The sequence below is a fragment of the Streptomyces sp. B3I8 genome (genome assembly GCF_030816915.1).
In the GTDB taxonomy this organism is placed as follows: domain Bacteria; phylum Actinomycetota; class Actinomycetes; order Streptomycetales; family Streptomycetaceae; genus Streptomyces.
On sequence record NZ_JAUSYN010000002.1, the window covers coordinates 3,032,036 to 3,057,882 of the forward strand.

A 25,847-nucleotide genomic window follows, 5' to 3' on the forward strand; every position below is an offset into this window, starting at 1 on the left:
CTGTGCTACTCCGCCGCGTGGGAGCGGAACATGTCGAGGTCGAACGCCTCCGCCAGCGCGCCGCTGCCCGCGTCGTTGGGGTGGATGTGGTCGCCGGAGTCGAACGCGGGGCGCAGCCGGGTGGGGTCCGACGGGTCGCGGACGGCCGCGTCGGTGTCCGCCACGGCGTCGAACTCGCCACTGCCGCGGATCCACCGGTTGACGTCCTGGCGTATCCGCTCGCTCTCCTGCGAGAAGACGAACGTGCCGCCGAACGGCGTCAGGGTGCAGCCGATGGCGCGCAGGCCGTGCAGGTGCGCGCGGCCGATCAGCATGCGGTGGCCGGCGATGACGTCCTGCGCGGTCACCCGCTCGCTCTCCGGCATGCCCGGCATGAAGCCGAAGCAGATGTCGTTGTCCCCCTCCGCCACCACCACCCAGCGCACCCCGGGGCGGGCCAGCACGTCACGGTCGAAGCGGGCCAGCGCGCTCGCGCCGAACCCGTCGGCCTCGCGCAGGACGCGGTTGCCGGCGATGCCCGCGTTGACCACCGCGCGCGGCGGCAGGTCCGGCCGGGCCGCGAGCCTGCGGGCCAGTACCGAGGGCCACGGCAGGTCCGCGCCGGGCGTGGTGCCGGCGCCGTCGGCGAGGGAGTCGCCGAGGACGACGACGGCCGCGGCGCCGGTCGGGGCGAGCACGTCGATGCCGGTGAGCCAGAGGTAGGACCGGAACCCGGTGGCGTCCCGCAGGTCCCGCGCGTCGCACTGGTCGCCCGGCGCGAGCCACGCCGGGCGAAGCCCGAGTTCGTGTGCCGTCGGGGTGACGTCCTGGTCGGGGACGTGGAGCGAGACGACCAGGTCGGTCCCGGCGGCCACCTCGAACGGGACGGGGTCGCTGTGCAGTTGGGCGCCGGTCGGCAGGAAGACCTCCTCGCGCCCGCCGAAGGTCAGCGTCCGGGTGCTGACGGACCGGATCGCCGCGCCGCCGTCGTGCAGCGCGATCCGCGCGGCGGCGACGCGCACCGGCGCGTGGCCGAAGGAGTTCGACAGTGCGACCCGTACGGCCGTTCCGCCGACGGTGACGCGGGCGACCATGCGGACTGTGCCCGCGCCGATCTTCGTGGGCGCGGCCGCCGGCTCCTCCTCGGCGCCGGTTTCCCCGACACCGGTCTCCTCGGCCGGGGTGTCGTCCGCCGGGTCGCCGTCCGACGGTAAGTCCGGGTTCTGCTCCGGCAGTTGCGGCCCGCCCCCGGGCTCGGCGGGGCGCGCCACTTGCTGTGCCGTACCCCAGGCGGCGACCCAGGTACCCGGCGCCGACTCGCGGTGTTGACGCGCGTCGTGCTCACTGTGCGCTTGGTACTCACTGTGCTCTTGGTGCTCTGTCACGGGTTCACCCTTCCTGTGCGGGCGCGCGTACGAGGCCGTGTTCCACGTCGCTGTCTCAGAGCCGACACGCGAGCGCCTCGTCGAGCGAGGTCTCCGACGCGTCCGTCCACGCGACGCAGCCGTCGGGGCGGACGAGCAGTGCCGGACCCTCCTTGACGTGCGCGAGGTGGACGCCGGGCGGGAGCGGCCGCGGGGAGGGCGAGACGAGCAGGCCGCCGCCCTCCTCCATCAGCGTGTAGAGGTACTCGACGGTGCCGTCGGCCAGCGTGAGGAGGCGGTCCGCGACGAGGGTGCCGACGAGCGGGTCGGCGTCTGCGAGGTCGTACCGGATGCCGACGCCGGACAGCATCTCGCCGATGTGGCGGTTGCCCTCGGGGAGTCGGATCAGGTCGCTGACGATGGTGCGGAGCGCGTCGGTGAGCGGGTCGGGGCGTACGAGCGCGATCTGCGCGCGGGTGTTCTCCAGGACGCGGGCGCCGACGGGGTGGCGCTCGGCGGTGTAGGAGTCGAGGAGGTCCTCGCGGCCCGCCACGGCGGCGGCGAGCTTCCATCCGAGGTTGGCGGCGTCGACCAGCCCGAGGTTGAGGCCCTGGCCGCCGAAGGGCGAGTGGACGTGCGCGGCGTCGCCGGCGAGGAGGACGCGGCCGTCGCGGTAGGTGGACGCCTGGCGGGCGTGGTCGGTCCAGCGGGTGGCCTTCTCCATCGACACGATCCGGACGTCCGTGCCGCTGACCCGCTGGATCGCCGCCTCGACCTCGTCCTGGGTGAGGGGCGCGTCCCGGTCGGCCGGCGGGCCGTCGAACTCCGCCGTGAAGACGCGTCCGGGGATGGCGGTGATCAGGCCGCGCGGGGTGCGCTGCCAGCCCGGGGTGAGCTTCTCGGGCGCGTCGAACTCGACGGCGGCCTGGTAGCCGGTGAGCGTCGGGTCCGTGCCGGGGAAGGCGAAGCCGGCCAGCTTGCGGACGGTGCTGCGGCCGCCGTCGCAGCCGACGACGTACGAGGCGCGCAGCGGGCCCGCACTGGTCCCCACGGTGACGCCGGCGTCGTCCTGGGCGAGCTCCCGCACCGTGACGCCGCGGCGGATCTCGATGCCGAGTTCGGCCGCGCGGGCCGTCAGGATCCGTTCGAGCGCGTCCTGCGGCACCATGCGGCTGTGGCGGTCCGGTTCGCGCTGGAGGTCCTGGTCGATCACGAACAGCGCGGCGAAGTGACCGCCCGGCTTGCGCACCCGACCCGGACGGGCGCGGGCCGCCTTCGCCGCCGGCAGTGGCACCTCGGCCTTGTCGAGCGCCGGTCCGAGGCCACGCCGCTCGAGCGCCTCGACCGCCACGGCGCCGATCGCGGCCGCCTTGATGCCGACGTCGGGCTCGGCGAGCCGCTCCAGCACGACCGGCCGCACACCGGCGGTGTGCAACTCGATCGCGAGGAAGAGCCCGACCGGACCGGCGCCGACGATGACGACGTCGTCGTCCGTCTCCTGGACGTCCCCTGCGTCATGCGGGCCGTGCGCTGCGGAAGTGTTCATCGTTCTGGTGTCTCCGTCCGTCCTGGTTCCCCCGTGCCGAGGCCCGTCCGGGCCCCGCCCTCGATGCACAGACTGCGGGGGGCCACTGGCGCCGTCCGCACACACGGCTGTCACGGGACTGTCGTGCGGACCACGATCGACGGCACCGGCAGGTTCACCGGTAGCTTGCGGGGAGGACGGCGGCGGGGACAGGGCCGCACGGACAGGCGTGGGGGAACCGCCGGATTCAGACCCCGCCCGGCGGGGCCTGCCCGTCCGGTCCGTCCGTCGTGAGGGGGCCGCCGGAGGCGCGCCAGTCGATGAGGCCGTGGCTCATGTTGACCGCGTCGAAACCGTTCTCCACGAGGAGGTTCGCCGCGCCGGCGGAGCGCAGGCCGCCGGTGCAGAAGGTGATGAGCAGCCGGTCCTCCGGCAACTCCAGGAATCGCAGGGGGAGTTGTTCGAGCGGCATGTGGACGGCACCGGGGATGTGCACCCGGTTCCACTCGAACGCGCGGCGGACGTCCACGACGAGCGCGCCCTCCGCGACGAGCCGGACCGCCTCGGCGGCGGTGATCGCGGGCGGCCGGCGGAAGTAATGGCGAAGGCTCATGAGCGGGCCGCCGGGGCAGGGAGGAAGCGCGACCGGGATGCCAGGACGGGTTCAGTGACCTTCATGACCTTCATGACCTTCGTAAGCGTCATCAGCTTCATGACCTTCAGGCTACCTGAAGGTTGTCGCTCATCCCCGAGCGGCCCGGCCCCCCGACACCTCCCGCACCACATACGCACGCAGCGCCTCCGTCAGCTCCGGATGCCGCTCGGCGAACTCCCCGTCCAGGCGGGCCACCGCCTCCGCGGCCCGGGCCAGCAGCATCTCCCCGGCGGCCGTGACCCGCAGGGTGGACGCCGCCCCGGCGTGCGCGGTCCCGTCGTCGACCAGCCCGGCCCCGACCAGCCCCGCCACCGCGGAGTGCGCGCTCTGCACGGTGATCCGTGACCGGCGGGCGAGCTCGCTGAACGAGATGCCCGGAGTCCCCCGGACGTGCCCCAGCAGCCCGTACTTCCGGACGGTCAGCCCGAGCGGCTTGAGCGCCCGCGCGCACGCGTCCTCCCACACCCTTCCCACCGTGAGCAGCGCGACGGTGGGGCTGAAGGGGGGCGCGGGCGGTGCCGGAGAGGGTGGTGTGGGCATGGAGGGCAGGTTATCGGCCGATGTCACCGGGGCCGCGTACTCTGTACGGCGCAATGGGGGTGTCGAACGGGGAAAGGCCTGCGGCGTGATCATTTTTGGCACCAGGGGATACCTGTACCAGCTCGCGATACTGACGCTGCTGTGCGGGCGGTGCGGCAATCCCGCCGCGCACACGCTGCGCAAGCGCGTCACGAAGTTCACGCTGTTCTTCGTCCCGCTGTTCCCCGTCTCGGTGAAGTACGCGACACAGTGCACCTTCTGCGGTGCCGAGCAGAAGATCATCAAGGAGCAGGCCGATCAACTCCTGGCCCAGGCCGCGTCCGGCCAGGCCGCCGCGCAGCAGCCGTACGGTCAGCCGCAGCCGCCCCAGCAGCAGCCGTACCAGTCCTGAACCGGGCCGAACCGGCCCCGGGCCCGCCCGGCCGCCCGGCCGCCGCCAGGCCCGCCGTCACCGCGAGCGAGGCCGCCGCCAGGGCGTCATCGCCGTGGCCGGGGACGACAGTTGGGCGAGGGTACCGGCCGCCGCCGCGCTGAGGCCCTGCGGCGTCGGCATGCCGGCCGAGTGCAGGCCGAGGGCGTGGCCGGTGGGATCCGGCGGGGTCAGAGCCATCGGACGTTCCTGCTGGAGCAGGCTCGCGCCGAAGCCGACGGAAGCCAGGGCCGCGCACGCCACCGCGACCGGCACCGGGGGGTGCAGCGCGAACCCGCAGCGGATCGCGTGGGTGTCGTGGGAGGAACCGGAGCGGTACGCCCTCGTCCACCCGTGCGCCGGGGCGCCGGGGCGCCGGCCGACCCCGTCGGGCCGGCCGTGCCCGAGGGGCTCGGCACGCTGCTCGGGACCCCGCGGGCCCGGGTGCTCGTCCTGCTCGACTCCCCGCTGAGCACGAGCCGGCTCGTCGCGCTGACGGGACAGGGGCCCGGCTCGGTCGGCCGGCACCTGCGGGTGCCGCGGGACGCGCGGCTGGTGGAGCGGCGGCGGGCGGGGCGATCGGTGCTGTACGGGCGGACGGGGGCGGGGGAGGTACTGGTCGCCGCACAGCGGGCGGCGAGCGCCGACCGGGACGGGGCCGGGGCGCGGAAGGGAACCGGGGGCTCGGGACGCGATCGGTCACCGGCAGGGAGTTAGCATCCGAGGCATGACCACCGTAGAGAATTCCGGGTCCCCCACGTCCTCCTCCGTCCTCGATGTCGAGATCGGCGCCCTGCAAGGTGGCTCCGCCGATCTGTCGCAGTACGCCGGCCGGGCCGTCCTCGTCGTGAACGTCGCCTCCAAGTGCGGGCTGACGCCGCAGTACGAGGGCCTCGAGCGGCTGCAGGAGCGGTATGCCGAGCGGGGGTTCACCGTGCTGGGCGTGCCCTGCAACCAGTTCCTCGGGCAGGAGCCCGGCAGCGCGGAGGAGATCGCCGAGTTCTGCTCCGCGACGTACGGGGTGACCTTCCCGATGACCGAGAAGGTCGAGGTGAACGGGGAGGGACGGCACCCCCTGTACGCGCGCCTGACCGAGGTCGCGGACGCGGAGGGCCACACCGGCGACATCCGCTGGAACTTCGAGAAGTTCCTGGTGGGGAAGGACGGGGCGGTCGTCGCCCGGTTCGCCCCGCAGACCGAGCCGGAGTCGGCGGAGGTCGTGTCCGCGGTGGAGGGGGCCCTGGGGTAGGTTCCCGCGCCCCTTGCCGACAGGTACGGCAACGTGCCCCCGACTGTGCCGTACCCACGAACGGTTGGGGGCCTTGCCGCCCTCGCGCCCTGTGGCGCCCAGTGCGCGGCAGGCCATGCCCCCGAACCGGTCGCACGGTCGCGGGGGTTCTTGCGTCACGCCGTGCTGACGTCCCCTCAAGGAGGGTTCGGGGCAGGTTCGTCGGATCGAAGAGGTGGCGCTCACCGTGTCCACGCGTATCCGGCTCACGCTGGAACACCTGGAGAAACTCGGCACACACGAGAACCTGCGGACGCGTTTTTCCGCAGCGAGCGACGCGAACAGCCATGAACATGCCGCCGTCCCCCTACTTCCACAGGTGCAGCAGGGGGCGGGTCATGGCCGACCGGTCTCGCCAGACGGTGCGTGACGAGCGCCTCGTCGAAGCGGAAGGCGGGCAGCGACACCGGAACCCAGGAACTCGGTGCACACCGCAGACGAATCAGCGACTCAGGACGCCAAGGGCTGTCCCGTCCCTTCGCCCGGGTGGACGACGGGCAGAGCACGTGACAGCCCGCAGAGCCAGGATGCTGCGGGACAGCACTCAGGGGCGCAGCTCCTCCGGGCACGGGGTGCCTCGGGGGAGCTGGTACGGGGCGCCCAGGCGGTAGACGCCGGGCTTCGGGGCGAGGAGTTCGGTCCACTTGTCGCCGGAGGCGTCCTCCTCCGTCTCCGTCAGGCAGCCGTTGACGTTGTCGAACGTCTTCGGCTCGCCCTCCGCGCGGTGCTTGGAGCGTGAGGTCTCCTGCGGCGGCTTGACGCCCTTGCCGTCCGCGTCGACCAGGCCCAGCCACGGCGAGTACGGGATGCGGATCAGGACCCGGCCCGCCTCCTTCACCTCGATCGTCAGCTCGCCCTGTTCCGCACGGTCCACCACGGCCGGCGGATCGGCGAGCGGCATCGGGTCGGTCACGGTGAACAGCTGCCAGTTGGTGTCGCCCCACACCTGCTTCAGATAGGGCATTCCGCGCTGCACGAGCTGCCGCTCCCGCTCCCCGCCGTCACCGTCCGGCTCGTCCTTGGGGACGACGACGAAGTGGACGGCCCAGCGGCGCAGCCACTCGTGGTAGTTGGCCGAGTTGAGGGTGTCGTCGTAGAAGAGCGGGTTGCGCTCCATGTCGGCCTGGCGGTTCCAGCCGCGCGCGAGGTTGACGTACGGCGCCAGCGCGGACGCCTCCCGGTGCGAGGCGGCCGGGACGACCTCGACGCGGCCCTTGTCGGCACCGGCCTTCTGGAGCTCGTTCACCAGCGGCGCCAGCTCGCGTGCCCAGGATGCCGCGGGGGTGGTGTGCACGACGTCGTCGACCGATTTGAAGCCGATCCACGTCGCGAAGCCCGCGCAGGCCACGACGATCGCGTACCACTTGCGGCTGCGCGGCACGGCGAACGGCAGCGCGGCCAGCAGCACGGCGCCGCCGAACAGCATCGCGAGCCGCGTGATGTTCGAGCCGATCTGCGAGCTGATCAGCCAGACCAGCAGGATCGAGATGCCGTACACCGCCGACGTGATCCGTACCGTCTTCCACTCCTTCGGCACCAGCGCGTAGACCAGCGCCGAGTACAGCAACGGCAGGATCACCGAGCCGACCGACATCGGCTGGGTGCCGGAGAAGGGGAACAGCCACGCCGACAGCGCCACCACCGCGGCCGGCGCCAGTCCCAGCGCCCAGGCGCCCGGCCGGCGCTTCTGCAGGAACAGCGCGACCGCCACCAGGCCGACGAACAGTCCGGCCACCGGCGAGGCCATGGTCGCCAGTGCGGCGAGCGGGGCGGCGCACAGCGCCTTCGCCCACCGCTTGTAGCGCCAGCGGTACGGCCAGCAGAAGACCACGGCGGTCGCGCCCAGGCCGAACAGCGTGCCGAGGCCGAACGTCACCCGGCCCGAGGCCGCGTTGCACAGCAGCGCGAAGACGCCCGCAAGCGCGGGTCCCAGCGGGTCACGGACCGAGCGGCTGCGGATCAGCATCATGGTCAGCAGCCCGGCGGAGAGCGTTCCCGCGATCATCATGGTGGTACGGACGCCGAGCACGGACATCAGATACGGCGAGACGACGCTGTACGACACCGGGTGCATGCCGCCGTACCAGGCGAGGTTGTACGCCGAGTCGGGATGCCGGCCGACGAACTCGGCCCACGCGTCCTGCGCGGCGAGGTCGCCGCCGCTGTTCGCGAAGGTGAAGAACCAGACGAGGTGCAGCACCCCGGAGAGCACGGTGACGGCCAGCACGGGGCGCTGCCGGAAGACCCGGGTGAACGGGGCGAGGGCGTCGCCGAGGCGCCCGCCGCGGGGGTTGTCGCGAGGACGGTCGCGGGGGCCGTCGGCCGGCCCCTCGGCCGATCCGGTGCTCGACCTCTCGGTGGACCCGGCGGCCGGCTCCTCGGTGGACCCGACGGCCGGTCCGTCGGTGGGCCCGTTCGTGGGCAGCGCTATTCGCCGGGTCGGCTCGCTTCCCGGACGGGAGTCGTCGGCATGTGTCGGCTCCGCTGCGGCCACGTCAAGGCACTCCCCGTGTCCCGTCTTCCTGTGTTTCGTTCCGTCGGGCCCCGCCGCCCGTCCACTCCCCCGGTCTCGCGACGCTAGCACGCACGGCCCCCGCCGCCTCCATCGGACGGGACCCCGCACCCCCGCCCGGGACGGGAGCGGGGCCTCGGAGAAGCCGTCGCGCCACCCTCCGTGACACACGTCTTCCCCGCCTCCGTCCGCACCACACGGCGGTGGCCCGGGGGACGGGAGCGGGGAAGAACGGTGCGACGACGGGTCTGGCGATCAGCCCACGCGCGTCAGCTTCGAGGTGAAGCCGGGCTCCGCGAGGTCCTGCTGGAGGGTGACCGGCACCTTCACCGCGCTGCCCGTGCCGTCACCGACCGTGAGCGAGCCGACCTTGGCGCCGGCCTTCGCGGTGTGCGGCAGCTCGTCCGCGGCGAACTTCAGCTTCACGGTGAGCCCCGCCCAGCCGACCGCCTTGACGTCCTTGGTGATCTCCACGGGCGTCCGGCCGCCGAGACCGTCGTCGACGGCTCCGACGACGGTGCCCTTCTTCAGGATCGTCGCCGACTCCAGCGAGCCCTGCGCCGCCCTGATCAGCTTGTCGCTCGCGTCGAGCGCACCGCTGAGGATGGTGTTGTCCGAGCCGCCCGGCCCCTGGCCCAGCACCGCGCCGACGATCGTGCGGGTCTCGCCGCCGACCTTCTTGACCGCCGCGAAGACCAGGTTGCCGCCCGCGGCCGTGGTGGTGCCGGTCTTGATGCCGACGACGCCGTTGTAGCCGACCAGGCGGTTCCAGTTGCTGTGCTTGTCGCCCTTGTAGTCGGTGTACTCCATCATCGCCGCGATCTGCCGGAAGGAGCTGTCCTTCATCGCGGCCTTGGCCAGCTTGACCTGGTCCACGGCGGTGCTGACGGTCGTCTTCTCCAGGCCCGAGGGGTCGGTGTACGTCGTGTTCGTCATGCCGAGCTGCTTGGCGGTGGTGTTCATCTTCGCGACGAACGCCTTCTCCGAACCGGCGTCCCAGCGGGCCACCAGCCGGGCCACGTTGTTCGCCGAGGCGATGAGGAGGGCCTGCAGGGCCTCCTTCTCGGTGATCGTGTCACCGGCGTGCACCTTGACCGTCGACTCGCCGTCCGCGGTCGCCTGGTCCTCGGCCGTCTGGTCCACCTTGATCTTCTCGCCCTCGCCGCCCTTGAGCGGGTGGCTCTTGAGGATGAGGTAGGACGTCATGACCTTGGTGACGCTGGCGATCGGGACCGGCTTCTGCTCGCCCGAGGACCCGTACGAGCCGATGCCCAGGACGTCCAGCGCGGCCTGGCCCTCGGACGGCCAGGGAATGTCCGTCGCGCTGCCCTTGAAGGCATAGCCGGACTGGGCGGTGAGGTCCAGCGCGGGGTCGGGAAGCGGGCGCAGGCTCTGTGCGACCGCGAAGACGATCGCGAGGAGGACGACCACCGGCGTCCAGATCTTGATCCGCCGCACGAACGTGCGCGTCGGGGTCTCCGCGGGCGGCGGGGTGTTGGTCAGCTCGGCGAGCAGGTCGAGCGGGGGCTTCGGCGGCAGCGGCTGCTGGGTGGTGCGCTCGGGGCCGACCCGCGGGAGCGAGGCGGTCGGGGCGGCGGGCGGGACGGGGGTGGCGGCCGCCTTGGCGTCCTTGGCGCCCTTGGCGGCTCCGGCTCCCTTGGTGTCCGTCCGGCCCGCGGACGCCGTGGGCGTCGGGCGCGGCTTGCCGGCCTCCGGGTCGTCGGGCGACTTGAGCGGGACGAATCTGCTCGTGCGCTCGGCCTTCCGCTCCTCGGAGTCGGAGTCGGAGTCGGTGGCGGCAGCAGCGGCTTCGGAGTCCTTGGGTCTCCGCAGGGAGGTGGTCTTGGTGTCCTTGCGGTACGCCTCGTCCGCGGACCCGTCCTTGCCGGCTCCGTCCTTGCCGGAGCCGTCCTTGCCGGAGCCGTCCTTACCGGCTCCGGTGTCCCGGCGCTTCAGCGTGGCGGTGGGCCGGTCCACTGCGGGCCGCGGCGCCTTGAAGACGGCGGTGGCCTGATCGACGGCGGGCTTCGGGGCGTCCTTGCCGGTGGCGCCGGTGGCGCCGGTCGCGTCGGTGGCGTCGGTCGCGCCGCTTCCATCGGCCTCGCCGGTCTTGTCAGCCTTGCCGGTCTTGTCGGCGCCCTCGTCCGCGGTGCCCGGCTCCGACGCCGGCTTCGGTGCGGCCTTCGGTTCCGGCTGCTCGGTCTTCGGCCGCAGCTTCGGCTCGGGCTCCGCGGGGACCGCGTCCGCCGGCTCGGCCGCCCCGTCCTCCGCCGCGCCATCGACTTCGCCGTCACCGTCGGCCTCGGCGTCCCCGTTCGCGCTCCGCACCCACGACGCGACCGCGGCCTTGCGGTCCTCCTCGTCGGTCCCCTCGGGCTTCCGGGCCCCGCCGGAGCCCTCAGAGCCGCCACCTGACGCCCCGGAGGCCCCCGACGCCCCATCGGCACCGTCAGCCCCGTCGGCGCCCTCCGTGTCGCCGTCCGCCGCGCCGGAGGGCCGTACGGCCTCCTTGAGCGCGCGTGTCGAGAACACCGCTGTCGCCTGGTCGACCCGCACCCGCTCGCGGGCCACCGTCAGACGGGGATCGGCCGGAGCGGCAGCCGCCCCGGATTCCGACGGCCGGGCCGGGCCCGGAACCGCCGACCCACTCCCCGACGTCGACTCCTTCGACGACTCGTGCTGCTTCGACCTGTCGGGGGACTCGCCCGCCACCGATGCCTCCTCCATCGCGCACACTCATCCGTGCGCCCTGACCCGAACCCGAACCGTGAACCGCCGCCCGGACACCACTGTCCGAACCATGTACCAGTGTCCTGTGTGGGGGCTTGCCCCCTGGTGTAGACGAGAACGACATACCTACTGGTTCCACTACGAAGTGGTCACGCACCCTCGACAGACCAATGTGAGAGGGGTCACCCTGTCATTCATCCACGCGGGGAGGCATGGATGGGCAGGAGCCGCAGAACACTTCCGGAGGAGCTTCTGTTGCTCGCACTGGACCCGGCCACGGGTACCACTGCGCAGCCGCAGTCGCTCGACCTGGGTCTGGCCGGAGCGCAGCTAGTGGAGCTGGCGCTGGCCGGACGGATAGCCCCGGACGGGGATCGTATCGCCGTGGTGGTACCACGGCCGACAGGAGATCCGACTCTGGACTGCGCGTTGGAGTTGCTGCGAAGGCGCGGCGCTCCGGTACGCGCGGTCCATTGGATAGGCGGGCCCCGGCTGGGGCTGCGTCAGACGTATCTCTCGCACCTGGAGCGGTGCGGCATGGTGCATGCCGTGGCGGGCCAGATGTGCGGGGTGCTGCCGACGACGCGCTACCAGGCGACGGACAACGAGATCAGCCGGGAGATCAGGGCCCGGCTGGACTCGGCGATCCGCACCGGCGTACCGCCGGACCCGCGGACCGCGGCGCTCGCCGCGCTGGCCCACGCGGTCGGTCTCGGCAAGCACCTGTACCCGGGCAACGAGGGACGCTCGTCGCGTTCCCGGCTGCGGGACCTGATCCGGCACGACCCGATGGGCGGACTCGTGGCGCACGCCGTGATGGACGTCCAGAACGGGGCCGCCGGACAGCCACGCCGGGGCCAGCCGAACGGGCGGCCGGCCGGTGGTCCCGCCGGACCGGCGGAGCCCGCGCGCGGGGTACCTATGCAGCCGCACCGCGGCTCCATGGAACGCGTGGTGGCGCACTGACACGGACACCCGACACGCCACCGCGCGCGGCACACGGCCCGGAGGCCACACGACCTCAGGCCGCATGACCCGGAGGCCACACGACCTCAGGCCGCATGACCCGGAGGCCACACGACCTCAGGCCACATGACACATGGCCCACGGGGCCGTAGGGCATGTCCGGACCGCCTTCTCGCGGTCCCCACAACCCGACCCGTTCGGGAGCCGCGGCCCCGTGCGAGGGCGGCACGGCCGTACGTCGCCGGACCCGTCCACGTCCGGAGAAGCGTCACGACCTCGCCGCCCCCGCGCGGGCACGCACGGGTCTCGTGGGCGCGCACGGGTCTCGCGGACCCGCGCGCCCACCCGGGCGTGTGGGGTCCCGAACTGGCGTGTACGTGCCGCACATCCACCGTTTGCCAGCGGTGATGAGCACCTTGGTGGCAATCTGCTCAACAGCAGATACGCATAGTCAGCCTTGCAGGCAGCCGGAGGTGCACGTCCCGTGGCGTCCAATGTCAATCCCACCGTCCGGCGGCGCCGGCTGGGCCAGGAGCTGCGCCGGCTCCGCGAGTTGAAGGGCATGACGGCCGAGGAGGTGGCCGAGCGGCTGCTGGTCTCGCAGTCGAAGATCAGCCGTCTGGAGAACGGACGGCGCAGCATCAGCCAGCGCGACGTGCGGGATCTGTGCGGGGTGTACGAGGTCGAGGACGTCCGTATCGTCGACTCGCTGATGCAGATGGCCAAGGACTCCCGCCAGCAGGGCTGGTGGCACTCCTTCGGCGACATCCCGTACAGCGTCTACATCGGCCTGGAGACGGACGCGGCCTCGCTGCGCATCTACGATCCCCAGGTCGTCCCCGGACTGCTGCAGACCCGCCCGTACGCCGAGGCGCTGATCGCGGGCGCGCTGCCCGAGACCGCGCAGGCGGACATCGACAAGCGGGTGCGGGTGCGGATGCGCAGGCAGGAACGAATCTCCGCGCCGGAGAACCCGTTGCGCCTGTGGACCGTGCTCGACGAGGCCGCGCTGCACCGGGTGGTCGGCAGCCGGCTGGTGATGCGGGAGCAGCTGGAGCATCTGGTCGAGCAGTCCCGACTTCCGCACGTCACCGTGCAGGTGATCCCCTTCGAGATGGGCGCGCACCCCGGTCTCAACGGGCAGTACGCGATCCTGGAGTTCCCGGACACGGCCGACTCCAGCGTCGTCTACATCGAGGGCGTCACGAGCGACCTGTACCTGGAGAAGGCCGCGGACGTGCAGAAGTACAGCGTCATGTACGAGCATCTGCGGGCGCAGGCGCTGAACGTGGAGCAGTCCCGTGAGGTCATCTCGAAGATCGCCAAGCGGTACGCGCAGGAGTACTCGGACTGAGGCGTCCTTCCGGGACGCGGGGCGAGAAACGGCGGCACGGTACACCCTGGGTGGCTCCAGCGGAAGTCTCTCTGGAATATGCCACCCGGTCGAGTGAACGATCGCTCCGCCCGCCGAGCGTGACGAGTAGCGTCGATCACGCCAATGGAACAGCAATGTTGGCGTGAACCGCGCCATGGGCCCGCGAGGCGGCCCCGCGGCGCGGTGACAGCACACCACGACCGGCCGAACAGCAGTAGCGGAGCGAACATGGCAATTCAGCAAGGCGCCACCGAGACCTGGACCAAGTCCACGTACTCCACGGGAAACGGTGCGTGCGTCGAGGTCAAGTCCCCGGTCCCGGCGGCAATGGCCGTACGGGACTCCAAGGTTCCCCAGGGTCCCGCCCTGGCCTTCCCGGCGGACGCGTGGAACGCCTTCGTGGCGGAGGTGGGCCGGCGCACACCGGACTTCGGCTGAGCGCACCTCACCGACGTCGGCTTCGTCTTTTTCAGGCACCGACGCACCAACGCACCAGCACCACCGCTGACGCCCTCTCGACTGGCCGCCGTCCCAGCCGAGGGGGCTTTCCCCTGCCCGGCGCCCTGCCCGGCGCCCCGCCCGGCATCCCGCCCGGCATCCCGCCCGGCGGACGTCCGCCGGGCTCCGTCACGCCCGGGGGTAGCGGGCGAGCCAGCCCGGTGCCGCGTCCGTCGGGGTGTGCAGGGAGGGGCCCTGGGTCATCTCCATCGCGAAGTCGTCGGCCAGGACGAGCATCGTCGCCCGCCCCTCCAGCTCCGCCAGCCACGCCGGTGGCAGTGCCGTCTCCCCGTACAGCGCCCCCAGCATGCCGCCCACCAGGGCCCCGGCCACCCCCGAAGCGCCCCCGTGACTCACCGCGAGACGCAGGCCGTGCCGTACGTCCTCCCCCACCAGCGCGCAGTACACCGCCGCCGACAGCACCCGCTCCGCCGACCCCCCGTCCGCCAGCTCCGCCACCCGCCCCGACGACGGCAACCCCTGCCGCACCGCCCCCAGCGCCCGCTTCAACGCCTCCGCCACCGGCGCCTGCCCCGGCCGTGCCGACAGCAGGTGCAGCGCCCGCCGCACCCCCGCGTCCACGTCCTCGCCGCGCGCCAGCGCGTGCACGACGACGGCGTACGCGCCCGCCGCGAGGTACGCCGTGGGGTGTCCGTGGGTCTGGGTGGCGCACTCCAGGGCGAGTTGCAGCACCAGTTGCGGCTCCCACCCGACCAGCAGTCCGAACGGCGCCGACCTGGCCACCGCCTCGGGGCCGGCGGCCGCGGGGTTCTTGGGCGCGGCCGGGGTGCCCATCACGTCGTCGCCGAGGCCGAGCAGGCAGGCACGGGTCGGGGCGCGGCGCGCGTACAGCCACTCCTCGCGCGCCAGCCAGCCGTCCTCCGTGCGCCGCTCGTCCGGGCCCCAGTCGTGCTGGGTGGCCGCCCAGCGGCGGTACGCGCGGTGCAGGTCCGTCGGCGGGTGCCAGGCGCCGGTGTCCCGGCGGACCTGGGCGCGGATGAGCCCGTCCACGGTGAACAGGGTGAGCTGGGTGAGGTGCGAGACGGTGCCGCGCCGGCCGTGGTGGACGGCGAGCTCGGCGGGGCCCTGGGCGCCGTACTCCTCGCGGACGCGGTCCGCGGACAGGGCGTCGAGCGGGGTGCCCAGCGCGTCGCCGAGGGCGACGCCGAGCAGCGTTCCCCGTACCCGGCTGCGGAAGTCCTGCTGCTCGGTACGGCCCCAGACGGCACCGGCTGTCGCCCCCACTCAGGCCTCCTCACGGCCGCCGCCCGCATGCCCGACGTCCGGCACTGTAATCGAACGCGGACGCTGCGCTTCGGCACACCGGTGGGCCTGCGCCACACCCCCACATCACGGGGGTGGGGCGCCGGGGACGCGCCGCCGAGATCGGCGGAGGCGGGGCAGGAGGACGAGGCGAACGGCACAGACCAGCGCCGGGAGCAGGGCGGCGCCACGAGTGGCGGCGGTCGTGCCCATGGTCAGGCCCACGGCGCCCGCCAGGCCGTAGAAGCACGTGAGTGCCGTGCCCACGGCCGTGCCCACGGCCGGAAGCCGACGCCGCGCGGAGGCGACGTCCGGGGTCGGAACCACGACGGGGAGCCTCCTTCCGGTGAGAGACGAGCGGATGTCGGTGGCGGGGGCCTGCTCGGCAGGGCCGGCCCCCACCACCGGCATACGGGGGCTGTGTACGCGGGCGGCGTCAGCGCGGGGCGGCGGCGAGGCGTTCCGCGAGGCGGGGCAGGATGCGGAGCGCGTTGTCGCTCCCGACGCGTCGTGCGGCGTCGGCGCCGAGCAGGCGCGTCAGGTCGTGTTCGCCGGTCCGCGTGTGGTCGAACAGCTTGTCGGCGTAGATCCAGTCGGTGCCGAAGAGCATGCGGTCGGTGCCCACGGCGTCGACCAGCGTGTTGATCTGGACCTGGGAGTCGGCCACCGCCACGTCGTAGTAGACGGAGCGCAGGTACTCCGGGATGGGGCGGCGGACCAGTTCGCGGTACGCCTGGACGACCCGGGGGGCCGCGGCGAACCGGTGGCCGAGGTAGGGGACGGTGCCCCCGCCGTGCGACAGGATCCAGTTGATGCGGGGGTAGCGGTCCAGCACGCCGTGGAACACGAGCGTCATGAAGACCCGCGTGGTGTCGAAGACGTACTCGCCGATCCAGTGCTGCCAGGGCAGGTCGGGCGTCTGCTTCGGTTCCACCGGGTGCAGCAGGACGGTGGCGCCCCGCTTGTCGAGCGCGTCGTACACCGCTTCCCACTTCGGGTCGCCCACGTAGGTCCCGTCGACCTGGGACACCAGGTACACCCCGTCCAGGCCCAGGTCGTCGTAGATGTGGTCCAGCTCGGCCAGGGCGGAGTCCACGCCCGGCAGCGGCACCGCGCCGAACACACCGAAGCGCCGCGGGTACTGCCGGACGACGTCGGCACCGATGTCGTTGACGTTCCTCGCCAGTTCGTCGGCCTCCCGCTGGTCGCCGAAGTAGACCCCGGTCTCGGCCAGGCAGGACAGCACGCCGACGTCGATCCCCCAGTCGTCCATGAAGCGCAGGTGGGCGGCCGGGGTCCACGGGTCGAGGTCGACTCCGCCGGTCCAGTTGATGTCGTGCCGGACCAGGGTCTCGATGTAGGGCTCCGGCAGGAAGTGCGTGTGTACGTCGATCTTGGGCATGGGCCGCCTTCCATTTTTTGGATCGATCTACCCAAAAAAGCTAGCACCAGATTTCTGGGTAGGCAACACCAGAAAAATCGGTAGGCTGTCCCCGAAGGAGGCGACGTGTCTGCAAGTTGGACGGCGAAGGGAACCGCCACCCGGTCCCGCATCATCGACGCGGCCGCGCAGCTGATCCATGAGCGCGGCATCGCATCGGTGGGCATCAACGACGTACGGGCGGCCAGCTCGACCAGCCACGGCCAGATCGCCCACTACTTCCCCGGCGGGCGGGCCGAGTTGCTGAGAGCGGTCGTGGAGCGCCAGACGCGGCGGGCCCTGGACGACCAGGGCCCGGCGCTGCGGGCGCTGGACTCCTGGGAGTCCTGGCAGCGGTGGCGGGATCACCTGCTCGCGGTGCACACGGCCCGCGGCGCGGCCGGAGGGTGCCCCCTGGGCTCGCTCGTGCCGCAGCTGGCGGAGAACGACCCGGCCGCGGCGCGGCTGATGGAGGCCGGATTCGACACCTGGGCCGCCGCCTTCGAACGGGGGATCGCCACCATGCGCGACAACGGGGACCTGGCGGCCGGCACGGACGCGCGGCAGCTCGCGGCCACCGTCCTGTCCCTCGTGCAAGGGGGCCTGGTCCTCATGCAGGCGTCCCGGTCGGTCGCGCGACTGGAACAGGCCCTGGACTCCGTGCTGCGCCTGCTGCACGCGCACTCGCGCGGTGCCGGTGCGTGAGACCCGCCCGGTGTGAGCCTGCCGCCCTCGGCAGGCTCACACCCCCTCTCAGGTGTGTGACAGGCCCTGGTCCAGTACCGGCAGCAGCTGTGGCAGGTGGCCGTCCGAGGTGGCGGCCGCCTGTTGCCGTTCCTGGGGGACCTCGCCGTACAGGGTGGTGCGTGGCCTGGCCGGGCGGCCGGCCGCTTCCGCGACGGCGGTCAGGTCGCGGACGGATTTGTAGGAGCCGTAGGAGGAGCCCGCCATGCGCGAGATGGTCTCTTCCATCAGGGTGCCGCCGAGGTCGTTGGCGCCGGAGCGGAGCATTTCGGCGGCGCCCTGGGTGCCGAGCTTGACCCAGCTGGTCTGGATGTGGGGGATGTGCGGGTGCAGGAGGAGGCGGGCCATGGCGGTGACGGCCCGGTTGTCCCGCATCGTCGGGCCGGGGCGGGCGATCCCGGCCAGGTAGACGGGGGCGTTGGTGTGGATGAAGGGCAGGGTGACGAACTCCGTGAAGCCGCCGGTGCGTTGCTGGATGCCGGCCAGGGTGCGGAGGTGGCCGAGCCAGTGCCGGGGCTGGTCCACGTGGCCGTACATCATCGTCGAGCTCGAGCGGATGCCCAGCTCGTGCGCCGTGGTGATCACCTCGATCCAGGTCGCCGTGGGCAGCTTGCCCTTGGTGAGGATCCAGCGGACCTCGTCGTCGAGGATCTCGGCGGCCGTGCCGGGGATCGAGTCCAGGCCGGCCTCCTTGGCGGCGGTCAGCCACTCGCGGATCGAGAGGCCGGTACGGGTCGCGCCGTTGACGACCTCCATCGGGGAGAAGGCGTGCACATGCATGCCGGGAACGCGTTCCTTGACGGCCCGCGCGATGTCGAAGTACGCGGTGCCGGGCAGGTCGGGGTGGATGCCGCCCTGCATGCAGACCTCCACCGCGCCCACCTCCCAGGCCTGTTGTGCGCGGTCGGCGACCTGGTCCAGGGAGAGGGTGTAGGCGTCGGCGTCGGTGCGGCGCTGGGCGAAGGCGCAGAAACGGCAGCCGGTGTAGCAGACGTTGGTGAAGTTGATGTTGCGGGTGACGATGTAGGTGACGTCGTCCCCGACGGCCGCGCGGCGCACGTCGTCCGCGATGCGGGTGAGGGCGTCGAGGGCCGGGCCGTCGGCGTGGAGCAGGGCGAGGGCCTCGTCGTCGGTCAGCCGGGTCGGGTCGTCGGCAGCCGTGGCGAGGGCGGCCCGCACATCGGTGTCGAGGCGCTCGGGGGCCATGCCGGGGGCGGCGGCCTCGCGCAGGGCGCCCCAGTCGCCGTAGACCTCGTCGAAGTCGTCGCGGCGGTCGGCGGTGCGGCCTTCGGTGTCGATGGTGCGGTGCAGATCGGTCCGGCCGGAGGAGGTGAACGCCTCCTCGGGCTCCTGCCAGGGCAGTCCGCGCGGCAGGGCGTCCTCGCGGGCGAGCCCGGTCTCCGGGTCGGCGAGGGCGGCCACGTGCGGGCGCAGCCGGGGGTCGAGCCAGGGTTCGCCCCGGCGCACGAACTCCGGGTAGACGCAGAGGCGTTCCCGCAGGGTGAACCCGGCGGCGGCGGACCGCTCGCGCAGCAGGTCGATGGCCGGCCAGGGGCGTTCGGGGTTGACGTGGTCGACGGTGAGCGGGGAGACGCCGCCCCAGTCGTCGATGCCGGCCGCGATGAGCCGTTCGTACTCGTCGTCGACGAGGTTGGGCGGGGCCTGGAGGCAGGCTGAGGGGCCCATGAGGTGCCGGGCGACGGCGACCGTGGCGACGAGTTCGTCCAGTTCCGCGTCCGGCATGCCGCGCATCGCGGTGTCGGGCTTGGCACGGAAGTTCTGGATGATCAGCTCCTGCACGCCGTGGTAGGCGCGGGCGACGCGGCGCAGCGCGAACAGCGACTCGGCGCGCTCCTCGTGGGTCTCCCCGATGCCGATGAGCAGCCCGGAGGTGAAGGGCACGGAGGAGCGTCCGGCGTCCTCAAGGACCCGCAGGCGGACGGCGGGTTCCTTGTCGGGGGAGCCGTGGTGGGGGCCGCCGGGTTCGGACCACAGGCGGGTGGCGGTGGTCTCCAGCATCATGCCCATCGAGGGCGCGACCGGCTTGAGCCGCTGGAAGTCGGTCCAGCTCAGCACGCCCGGGTTGAGGTGCGGGAGGAGCCCGGTCTCCTCCAGGATGCGGACGGAGATGGCGCGGACGTAGGCGAGGGTGTCGTCGTAGCCGTGCGCGTCGAGCCATTCGCGGGCCTCGGGCCAGCGGTCCTCGGGCTTGTCGCCGAGGGTGATCAAAGCCTCCTTGCACCCGAGCGCCGCCCCCTTGCGGGCGATGTCCAGCACCTCGTCGGGCGACATGAACATCCCGTGCCCGGCCCGGCGCAGCTTGCCCGGGACGGTGACGAAGGTGCAGTAGTGGCACTTGTCCCGGCAGAGCCGGGTGAGCGGGATGAAGACGCTCTTGGAGTACGTGATGACACCGGGCCGGCCGGCGGCCTCGAGCCCCGCGTCGCGCACGCGTCCGGCGGAGGCGACGAGGTCGTCGAGCGCGGCGCCGCGCGCCCGCAGCAGCACGGCCGCCTCGTCGACGTCGAGCGCGACGCCGTCCCGGGCGCGTTTGAGGGCGCGACGCATGGAGTTCTCGGTGGGGTGTCCGGTCCCGGAGGTCGCGGAAGTCGTCATCCTCCGAGCATACGGAGGGGGTGATCAGCGAGAACGGCGGCGGAGGGGGCGGACGCGGCGGGGCGGGGGCCGTCGGCACCCAGGGGGATGCGGCTGCTCGGCGTCTTCGGGATGCCGAGTGGAGGCGCGCACGAGAGGCACTGTGCGACGTGCTTCGTCCTGGAACACCGATGAATCCATGCTGACGGCAGAGGCCTTCCGGGGCTCTTGATCGATGCTGACGGCAGAGGCCTCCCGGGGCTCTTGATCGTCACAACACCATGAGCACAGGCTGCCTCGCCCATGCCCCGGCACCCCCACAAGCACCTGCCGCCCGTCGGATCACGCAGTTCGCGAAGGTCATGAGAGCTTCGCGCCCTCTCGAGAGCGCGTGTGTGCCCACAGCCACTTCTGGGTCAGCAGGGTCAGGGTGCCGGCGACCACGATCCCCAGGAGATTCAGCAGCAGCTGATACGTCGAGCCGGCCGTCTGGCCGGTGTCGCCGTAGCTCAGGGCGACGGCGGCGTTCGCGGCGGCGGGGACCGTGGTGACCGAGATGGCGACGCCCACCAGGACGCCGGACTTGGCCGAGGTCAGGGACAGCGTGCCCGCGATACCGGCCAGGACGGCCACCACGAAGGAGAAGGCGTCCGGGGCGTACACGAACCCGGTGTTGGGCCGGTCGCTCTCCAGCGCTGCCTCGCTGATCAGCCCGAGGGCGTCCATCAGCAGGCTGAAGCCGACCGTCAGTGCCATCGCGGCGGCGAAGCCAGCGAGCAGGGCGACCAGGGAGCGTACGGCGAGGCGCGGGGCGCGCCGTACGATCGCGGTCGACAGCCCCGCCAGCGGACCGAACTCCGGGCCTACCGCCATCGCGCCGACGATCAGGATGGCGTTGTCCAGGACGACACCGCAGGCCGCGATCATCGTCGCCAGGGTCAGGAAGGCGACGTAGGTGGCCGACAGCGTCGACTCCTCGTGGGTGGCGTCGCTCAGTTGCTCCCACAGCACCGCGTCCGCGCCCTCGCCCGGCGCGTCCTTCTCGGCCTCGTCGGCCCGCCGGGACAACGACAGGTCGATGGACCCCACGGCGATCGAACCGACCTCGTCGAGCCCCATCTCCCGTAGGGAGCCGATGAGTTCGTCACCGGCCTCGCGTGCCACGTCGCACATCACGACGTCCCCGGCCGGATCGCGGGCGACGCCCGGGAGCACCACGAGGTGTGTGGTGCCGACGGTTTCCCCGATCACCCGGACCACGTTCTCGGTCCACCCCGCCGGGGTGATCAGTCGTAGGTGCAGCATGCCCGCAGCGTAGCCGGGCGGTCGGCCGTCGCCGTCCCCCCGTCGCTGTCGCTGTCGCCGCCGTCGCCGTCGCCGTCGCCGTCGCCACAGGCGCGTCGACAGCATGCGGCTCGGCCGAAACCGGCTGGGAACTTCTGGCGCGGAACAAGGCCGCCACCTGCGTCCTGGTCCATCCGCAGCAGGTGCGTGAGGCGACTCTCGTCGACATTCCGATCAGCTCCCCTTCCGCCGGCACCATCGTGCTGGGTGAATTCCGCACCCTGTCCGCGCCCCGGTTCACCGAAGATCTGGGACCGGTGGACGAACGCGTCATAGAGGCCGTGGACATCGGGCTGCGCGCCGTCTTCACCTGTAGGCACCCCGCCGGTACCGGGTGAAGCGGGGGAATCACCGTTCACGGCCGTCGCCCGGAGAAGCCGTACCGATCATGGCCCGAGCCACCGACCTCCGTTTCCGTGTCACCAGCGCATTCCAGCGGTACGCCGCCGATCCGCTGACCGGTCGATCGGCGGTCGCCGCGCAACGGTCGGTGGCGGGTGCCCGCCCGGCCCCCCGCCTGCGTCCGTGGCCACCGAGGAGTACCTCTCCACGATCGACGCGTTGGCCGCGCAGCCGTCCCCGGGGGGAAAGGGAGGGGAGGCGGACCGTCCGACAGATCACCGCGTTCGCCTCGCCCCAGGGACGGGACGACGCCCCGACCGGGCGACAGTCGCATGAGCGGCCGGACAGTTGTCAGTCGCCGGTCGTGCCGTCCAGGATCTCCCGCAGGATGTCCAGGTGGCCGTTGTGGCGGGCCGTCTCCTCGGTGAGGTGGAGGAGGATCCAGCGCAGGTCGACGTGCCGGCCGTCGCGGACGGGCCGCGCCGCCCGGTCGTCCAGACCCCTCCCGGCCACCAGCTCGCGGTGGCGGGCGCTCTGTTCGGCGTACTCGTCGAGCAGTTGCGGGAGGGGGAAGTCGACGGCGACGCGCATCTCGCGGTCGGGGTCCTCGTCGGTCCACGGGCCCTGGTCCTCCTCGCCGAGGAAGACCACCCGGAACCAGTAGTACTCGACCCAGCGGAGGTGGTTGATCACTCCGCTCATCGTCATCAGCGGTGAGCCGGGCAGGGGCGCCCTGCGCGCGTTCTCCGCGGAGACGCCCTGGCACTTGAAGCGGGCGGTGTCCCGCGCGTAGTCGAGGAACCTGGTGAGCTGGGTGCGCTCGTCCCAGGCGGAAGGCGTGTCGTCGATTCGGGTCATCGCGCGAGCATGCTCGAACACCGCGCCGGTGTCGACCCGATTTGCGTCGACCCGACACACCCGGGGCCCGGGTGCCCCGGACCCGCCGCCCGGGCGCGAAGGTGTGGGGAGGGCGTGCGGGTTGTGTGGTGTGCCGCGCGGCGGTCTGTGATCGCGGTCTCCCACGGCTGACGCATTCGCCAAGGACAAGGCAGACTTGCCTCGTTGACGTGATGTCGGGAACACAGGGGGGGCGGAGGCGGCGATGGACGGTGGTTCGCGGGTGCCGGAGCAGGGGTGGGCCCGGGAGACGGCGGCACTGCGCTTCGGCGTGCTGGGCCCGGTGCGTGCCTGGCGCGGCGACGAATTGCTGCCCACCGGTTCGCCCCAGCAACGGGCCCAGCTCGCCGCGCTGCTGCTGCGCGAGGGCCGCACGGCGACCGCCTCCGAGCTGATCGACGCCCTGTGGGGCGACGAACCGCCCTCCCGCGCCCTGGCGACCGTCCGCACCTACGCCTCCCGGCTGCGCAAGATCCTCGGCGCCGAGGTGCTGCACAGCGAGTCCGGCGGCTACGCGCTGCGGCTGTCCGAGGGCCACGAGCTGGACCTGCTGCGCGCCCAGGAACTCGTCGCCGACGCCGAGAAGGCGCGGTCCTCCGGGGACCTGAGCCGGGCCCGCGCACTGCTCGACGAGGCGCTGGCCCTGTGGGACGGCGAGTCCCTCGCCCACGTACCCGGCCCGTACGCCGAGACCCAGCGCACCCGCCTGGAGGAGTGGCGGCTGCAGCACCTGGAGTCCCGCCTCGACATGGACCTGGAGCAGGGCCGCCACGGCGAGGCCGTCTCCGAGCTCACCGCGCTGACCGCCACCCACCCGCTGCGCGAGCGGCTGCGCGAACTGCTCATGCTGGCGCTGTACCGCAGCGGCCGGCAGGCCGAGGCGCTCGCGGTGTACGCCGACACGCGCCGGCTGCTCACCGAGGAACTCGGCGTCGACCCCCGCCCCGGCCTGCGGGAGCTCCAGCAGCGCATCCTGCGCGCCGACCCCGCCCTCGCCGAGCCCTCCGCGCCCGCCGAGGAGCCGGCCGCCGCCCCCGTGCGCCCCGCCCAACTCCCGGCCAGCGTCTCCGACTTCACCGGCCGCTCGTCCTTCGTCACCGAACTGGGCGAGGTGCTCGCCGCGGCGGACGCGAGCGGCCGGGTGATGGCCGTCTCGGCGCTGGCCGGCATCGGCGGCGTCGGCAAGACGACCCTCGCCGTGCACGTGGCGCACCAGGCGCGCGGCGCGTTTCCCGACGGCCAGCTCTACGTCGACCTCCAGGGCGCCGGCCCGCGCGCCGCCGAGCCGGAGACCGTCCTCGGCTCCTTCCTGCGGGCGCTCGGCACCGCCGACTCCGCGATCCCCGACTCCCTCGACGAGCGGTCGGCCCTGTACCGCTCGCTGCTGGACGGCCGCCGCGTCCTGGTCCTGCTCGACAACGCCCGCGACGCCGCCCAGGTCCGCCCGCTGCTGCCCGGCACCGAGGGCTGCGCGGCGCTGATCACCTCGCGCATCCGCATGGTCGACCTGGCCGGGGCACACCTGGTCGATCTGGACGTGATGGCCCCGGACGAGGCGCTGGAGCTGTTCACCCGGATCATCGGCGTGGAGCGGGCGGCCGGTGAGCGGGAGGCCGCGCTCGACGTGGTCGCCGCCTGCGGCTTCCTGCCGCTCGCCATCCGCATCGCCGCCTCCCGGCTGGCGGCCCGCCGCACCTGGACGGTGTCGGTGCTGGCGGCCAAGCTCGCCGACGAGCGCCGCCGGCTGGACGAGCTGCGGGCCGGGGATCTCGCGGTCAAGGCCACCTTCGAACTCGGCTACGGCGCCCTGGAGCCCGCCCAGGCCCGCGCCTTCCGGCTGCTCGGCCTGGCCGACGGCCCCGACCTCTCGCTGGCAGCCGCGGCCGCCGTCCTGGATCTGCCGGTGGAGGAGACGGAGGACCTGCTGGAGTCCCTCGTCGACATGTCCCTGCTGGAATCGGCGGCGCCCGGCCGCTACCGGTACCACGATCTCGTCCGGCTCTACGCGCGTTCCTGCGCCGAACGCGACGAGAGCGCGCCCGGCGAGCGGGACGAGGCGCTGTCCCGGCTGCTCGACTTCTACCTGGCCACGGTCGCGGGCGTGTACGCCATCGAGCGGCCCGGCGACCGGCTCATGGACCACCTGGAGCCGGCCGAGTACCCGGGGCTGTCCTTCTCCGACCGGCACGCCGCGCAGGACTGGCTCTATTCGGAGGCCGTCTGCCTGCTGGCCTGCGTACGGCAGTCCGCCCGCCCCGGCACCCTGCGCCGGGCCGCCGACGTGCTGTGGGCGGCGGTCGACCTGGCCGAGTCGGGCGCCAACTCCCGCGAGTACAAGGCGGTCGCGGCGCTGCTGCGGGACGTGGCCGAGGAGACGCGGGACGCGCGCACCCAGGCCCGTGCGCTCACCGCGCTGGCGTTCGTGCACCACATCTCCGGCAGCCGCTTCGACGTGGCGGTGGAGGAGGCCCGGCAGGCCACCGAGCTGGCCGAGGCCGCCGGGGACCCGCTCACCGCCTGCTGGTCCTCGAACATCAGCGGGGTCGTCGCGCTCTACCAGAACCGTCACGACGAGGGCGAGGAGCATTTCACCCGCGCCATCGAGAACTTCCGCGCGCTCGGCGACCGGCCCGGCGAGGCGAGCGCGCTGTGCAACCTCTCCCGCATCCACCTGGCCACCGGCCGCACCGCCGGCGCGGTCGCCCTGGCCCGCCAGGGCACGGCGATGTACGACGACATGGGGCACGCGCTCAAGGGCGCCAACGGCCGCTACGCGCTGGGCCTGGCGCTGACCGCGAGCGGCAAGCTGACGGAGGCCACGGACTGCCTGCAGCAGGCGCTGCTGGTGTTCCGGGACAGCCGGCAGCGGCTGTGGGAGGGCATGACCCTGTTCCGGCTCGCCGAACTCGACCTGACCGCCCGCCGGCCCGCGCAGGCCGCCTCGAACGCGGAGATGGCACTGACGCTGCTGCGCGGCATCGGCGGCGACTGGCGGCGCGGCAACGTCCTCACCGTGCTCGGACGGGCGCTGCACGGCATAGGGCAGCACGGCCGCGCGCAGGTGTGCTGGCGCGAGGCGCTCGACCTGTTCGAGGCGCTGGGCGCGCCGGAGGCGGACGAGGTACGGGGCCTGCTGAAACCGGCGTCGGTCGCCTGAACCGCGAGGCGGACGGCCGGGCCGTGCGGGGCGCGTCGGCCGGAGCCCGCGGGTCGGTCGGCCGCCGGCGGCGGGCGTTCATCGTTCGTTTATCGCCGTACGGCATGCTCGACCTGTCGAGCCGCCGCGTCGGGGGGCAGGCGGAGCGGCGAGCGGCCGGGCACCCATGGTGCACCGGCCGGGCGGGGGCCGTCCGGCAGCCCACGGGGGAGTTGCCGGGCGGGCCCCGCCGCCACCGCACAGT

At 72.9% G+C, this 25,847-nt stretch carries 20 protein-coding genes and 2 pseudogenes; 9 read left to right on the top strand and 13 right to left on the bottom strand.

Annotation, left to right across the window (positions count from 1 at the left end; translation table 11 throughout):
* Positions 1 to 5: 5 nt before the first annotated feature.
* From QFZ64_RS15450 to QFZ64_RS15465, 4 genes are all read right to left on the bottom strand, one after another.
* Entirely contained in the window at positions 6 to 1,364 is a 1,359-nt protein-coding gene (locus QFZ64_RS15450; protein WP_307066083.1) for an SGNH/GDSL hydrolase family protein, read from the bottom strand.
* Positions 1,365 to 1,419: 55 nt separating this feature from the next.
* On the bottom strand, positions 1,420 to 2,889 hold the full coding sequence (locus QFZ64_RS15455) for an FAD-dependent monooxygenase (RefSeq protein ID WP_307066085.1): 1,470 nt from the start codon (positions 2,887 to 2,889) through the stop codon (positions 1,420 to 1,422).
* Between the two features lie 226 nt (positions 2,890 to 3,115).
* Positions 3,116 to 3,481: a rhodanese-like domain-containing protein gene (locus QFZ64_RS15460; RefSeq protein ID WP_307066087.1), complete on the bottom strand. Its 366-nt coding sequence runs from the start codon at positions 3,479 to 3,481 to the stop codon at positions 3,116 to 3,118.
* A 129-nt stretch (positions 3,482 to 3,610) separates the two neighbouring features.
* Entirely contained in the window at positions 3,611 to 4,063 is a 453-nt protein-coding gene (locus tag QFZ64_RS15465) for a MarR family winged helix-turn-helix transcriptional regulator (protein ID WP_307066089.1), read from the bottom strand.
* 85 nt (positions 4,064 to 4,148) lie between these two features.
* Here QFZ64_RS15465 and QFZ64_RS15470 point away from each other — a divergent pair, with 85 nt between their 5' ends.
* Positions 4,149 to 4,454: a zinc-ribbon domain-containing protein gene (locus tag QFZ64_RS15470; RefSeq protein WP_307066091.1), complete on the top strand. Its 306-nt coding sequence runs from the start codon at positions 4,149 to 4,151 to the stop codon at positions 4,452 to 4,454.
* A gap of 31 nt (positions 4,455 to 4,485) precedes the next feature.
* Here the strand turns inward: QFZ64_RS15470 and QFZ64_RS15475 are convergent.
* A pseudogene (locus QFZ64_RS15475) lies at positions 4,486 to 4,766 on the bottom strand (MFS transporter); the annotation flags it as partial.
* A gap of 7 nt (positions 4,767 to 4,773) precedes the next feature.
* Here QFZ64_RS15475 and QFZ64_RS15480 point away from each other — a divergent pair.
* Positions 4,774 to 5,189 (top strand): annotated as a pseudogene (locus QFZ64_RS15480) (winged helix-turn-helix domain-containing protein); the annotation flags it as partial.
* Between the two features lie 10 nt (positions 5,190 to 5,199).
* Positions 5,200 to 5,721 (top strand): glutathione peroxidase, encoded by a 522-nt coding sequence (locus QFZ64_RS15485; protein WP_307066093.1) that lies wholly within the window; start codon positions 5,200 to 5,202, stop codon positions 5,719 to 5,721.
* 583 nt (positions 5,722 to 6,304) lie between these two features.
* Here the strand turns inward: QFZ64_RS15485 and QFZ64_RS15490 are convergent.
* Both QFZ64_RS15490 and QFZ64_RS15495 read right to left on the bottom strand, forming a co-directional pair.
* The gene (locus tag QFZ64_RS15490; protein WP_307066095.1) at positions 6,305 to 8,254 is read right to left on the bottom strand and encodes an MFS transporter; all 1,950 of its coding nucleotides are present in this window, start codon (positions 8,252 to 8,254) and stop codon (positions 6,305 to 6,307) included.
* 273 nt (positions 8,255 to 8,527) lie between these two features.
* Positions 8,528 to 10,999, bottom strand: a complete 2,472-nt coding sequence (locus QFZ64_RS15495) for a D-alanyl-D-alanine carboxypeptidase (RefSeq protein WP_307066097.1) — start codon at positions 10,997 to 10,999, stop codon at positions 8,528 to 8,530.
* 219 nt (positions 11,000 to 11,218) lie between these two features.
* On the opposite strand from QFZ64_RS15495, the gene QFZ64_RS15500 reads away from it, so the two are divergent.
* From QFZ64_RS15500 to QFZ64_RS15510, 3 genes are all read left to right on the top strand, one after another.
* The gene (locus tag QFZ64_RS15500) at positions 11,219 to 11,968 is read left to right on the top strand and encodes a GPP34 family phosphoprotein (RefSeq protein WP_307066099.1); all 750 of its coding nucleotides are present in this window, start codon (positions 11,219 to 11,221) and stop codon (positions 11,966 to 11,968) included.
* A gap of 484 nt (positions 11,969 to 12,452) precedes the next feature.
* Positions 12,453 to 13,322: a helix-turn-helix transcriptional regulator gene (locus QFZ64_RS15505; protein WP_307066101.1), complete on the top strand. Its 870-nt coding sequence runs from the start codon at positions 12,453 to 12,455 to the stop codon at positions 13,320 to 13,322.
* Between the two features lie 249 nt (positions 13,323 to 13,571).
* Positions 13,572 to 13,781 (top strand): DUF397 domain-containing protein, encoded by a 210-nt coding sequence (locus QFZ64_RS15510; protein WP_307066102.1) that lies wholly within the window; start codon positions 13,572 to 13,574, stop codon positions 13,779 to 13,781.
* A gap of 189 nt (positions 13,782 to 13,970) precedes the next feature.
* Here QFZ64_RS15510 and QFZ64_RS15515 read toward each other — a convergent pair whose 3' ends face one another.
* The 3 genes from QFZ64_RS15515 to QFZ64_RS15525 form a co-directional block, all read right to left on the bottom strand.
* Positions 13,971 to 15,086, bottom strand: coding sequence for an ADP-ribosylglycohydrolase family protein (locus QFZ64_RS15515; RefSeq protein WP_307066104.1), 1,116 nt, complete (start codon positions 15,084 to 15,086; stop codon positions 13,971 to 13,973).
* Positions 15,087 to 15,191: 105 nt separating this feature from the next.
* Entirely contained in the window at positions 15,192 to 15,431 is a 240-nt protein-coding gene (locus tag QFZ64_RS15520; RefSeq protein ID WP_307066106.1) for a hypothetical protein, read from the bottom strand.
* 109 nt (positions 15,432 to 15,540) lie between these two features.
* Complete coding sequence (locus QFZ64_RS15525; protein ID WP_307066108.1) at positions 15,541 to 16,506, bottom strand: amidohydrolase family protein; 966 nt, start codon at positions 16,504 to 16,506, stop codon at positions 15,541 to 15,543.
* Between the two features lie 105 nt (positions 16,507 to 16,611).
* Between QFZ64_RS15525 and QFZ64_RS15530 the strand changes: the two genes are divergently transcribed.
* Positions 16,612 to 17,229 carry a TetR/AcrR family transcriptional regulator gene (locus QFZ64_RS15530; RefSeq protein ID WP_307066111.1) on the top strand — a complete coding sequence of 206 codons (618 nt, stop codon included), beginning with the start codon at positions 16,612 to 16,614 and terminating at the stop codon, positions 17,227 to 17,229.
* 48 nt (positions 17,230 to 17,277) lie between these two features.
* Here QFZ64_RS15530 and QFZ64_RS15535 read toward each other — a convergent pair whose 3' ends face one another.
* Both QFZ64_RS15535 and QFZ64_RS15540 read right to left on the bottom strand, forming a co-directional pair.
* Complete coding sequence (locus QFZ64_RS15535; protein ID WP_307066113.1) at positions 17,278 to 19,884, bottom strand: bifunctional FO biosynthesis protein CofGH; 2,607 nt, start codon at positions 19,882 to 19,884, stop codon at positions 17,278 to 17,280.
* A gap of 339 nt (positions 19,885 to 20,223) precedes the next feature.
* Positions 20,224 to 21,168 carry a DUF389 domain-containing protein gene (locus QFZ64_RS15540; RefSeq protein ID WP_307066115.1) on the bottom strand — a complete coding sequence of 315 codons (945 nt, stop codon included), beginning with the start codon at positions 21,166 to 21,168 and terminating at the stop codon, positions 20,224 to 20,226.
* 182 nt (positions 21,169 to 21,350) lie between these two features.
* Here QFZ64_RS15540 and QFZ64_RS15545 point away from each other — a divergent pair, with 182 nt between their 5' ends.
* Complete coding sequence (locus tag QFZ64_RS15545; RefSeq protein ID WP_307066117.1) at positions 21,351 to 21,545, top strand: hypothetical protein; 195 nt, start codon at positions 21,351 to 21,353, stop codon at positions 21,543 to 21,545.
* A gap of 355 nt (positions 21,546 to 21,900) precedes the next feature.
* Here QFZ64_RS15545 and QFZ64_RS15550 read toward each other — a convergent pair whose 3' ends face one another.
* Entirely contained in the window at positions 21,901 to 22,407 is a 507-nt protein-coding gene (locus tag QFZ64_RS15550; RefSeq protein WP_307066119.1) for a DinB family protein, read from the bottom strand.
* A 244-nt stretch (positions 22,408 to 22,651) separates the two neighbouring features.
* On the opposite strand from QFZ64_RS15550, the gene QFZ64_RS15555 reads away from it, so the two are divergent.
* Positions 22,652 to 25,603 (top strand): AfsR/SARP family transcriptional regulator, encoded by a 2,952-nt coding sequence (locus tag QFZ64_RS15555; protein ID WP_307066121.1) that lies wholly within the window; start codon positions 22,652 to 22,654, stop codon positions 25,601 to 25,603.
* The last annotated feature ends 244 nt before the right edge of the window (positions 25,604 to 25,847 follow it).